General features: G+C 69.2%; 1 protein-coding gene. It reads left to right on the top strand.

Annotated elements, in window-relative coordinates; all coding sequences use genetic code 11:
- Positions 1-1,234, top strand: a 1,234-nt coding sequence (addB, locus tag EOA22_RS34185) for a double-strand break repair protein AddB (protein WP_127390645.1), incomplete at both ends; no start/stop codon positions are given.

The raw sequence follows: 1,234 nt of genomic DNA, 5'->3' as shown, positions 1-1,234 counted from the left end.
GTGCTGCCGGGTCTCGACCGGACGCTGGACGAAGCGTCGTTCCAGGCGATTGCCGCGCCTGGCGCGCGTCCAGCCGTACTCGGCCACCCGCAATATGGCTTGGCCAGGCTGATCGGCAAGATCGGCGTATTGCGCGGCGACGTCGAGGAGATTGGCGTGGCCGAACCGCGACGTGCGCTTCGCGCTGCCCTTGTCGGCGAAGCGCTGCGGCCGGCCGAAACCACCGAACTCTGGGCCGAGACACGTGCCGGTTTCCCGGCGTCCGACATTGCCGGCGCCTTCGCCGAGGTGACCTTGCTCGAAGCCGCCAGCGAACGTGATGAGGCCGTCGCCATCGCCGTCGCGCTCAAGCGCGCGGTCGAACAGCCCGGCCAAAGGGCGGCTCTCGTCACCGGCGACCGCGCGCTGGCGCGGCGCGTCTCGATCGAGCTCCAGCGCTTCGGCGTCGTTGCCGACGATTCCGGTGGCACACCGCTCGCCAACACTCCGGCGGCCAGCCTGCTCAGGCTGGCGCTCGAGGCACTGTTCCGGCCAGGCGATCCGGTTGGCCTGCTGTCGCTGCTCAAGCATCCGCTGCTCGGCCTCGGCCTCGAACGGGCCGATGTGCGCCACGCGGCGGAGCTGATCGAACTGGTGGCGTTGCGCGGCGGCACAGGCCGCCCCGACATCGTTTCGCTACCGGAACTGTTCGAAGCCCGCCTCACCGGCTTGGGCGGCGGCAGCCGGCAGCCCTTCTGGTTTTCCCGGCTGACCGTGCGCTCTATCGAAACTGCGCGGAATTTGCTCGAACGTCTCAAGCAGGCGCTGGCGCCGCTCGCAGCCTTCCGAGGCCGGGATGACGCCGACCTTGCCGCGCTTGTCAGGGCCAGTGTCGTGACACTCGAAAATCTCGGCCGCATCGCCGACGGCGGCCTTGGCGAACTCTATGCCGGTGACGCCGGCGAGAAGCTTGCCGAACTGCTGCGCGGGCTGGTCGCGGCTTCGGCTTCGCTGTCCTTCGCGGCGACCGAGTGGCCCGACATCATGGCGGCGCTGATCGCGCCTGAAACGGTCAAGCCGGCACAAGGCACCGACCGGAACATCGCCATCTGGGGCGCGCTGGAAGCCCGGTTGCAGACGGTCGACACGCTGGTCATCGGCGGGCTCAACGAGGGCGTATGGCCGCGCAAGCCAGAGAGCGACCGCTTCATGTCGCGGCTGATGAAGACCGGCATCGACCTCGAACCGCCCGAGC

Origin of the sequence: Mesorhizobium sp. M7A.F.Ca.US.014.04.1.1, assembly GCF_003998745.1 — a bacterium.
Classification (GTDB): domain Bacteria; phylum Pseudomonadota; class Alphaproteobacteria; order Rhizobiales; family Rhizobiaceae; genus Mesorhizobium; species Mesorhizobium ciceri.
The sequence above is the reverse complement of the archived record's forward strand: the minus strand, read 5'-3'. Positions and strand labels throughout refer to the sequence as shown.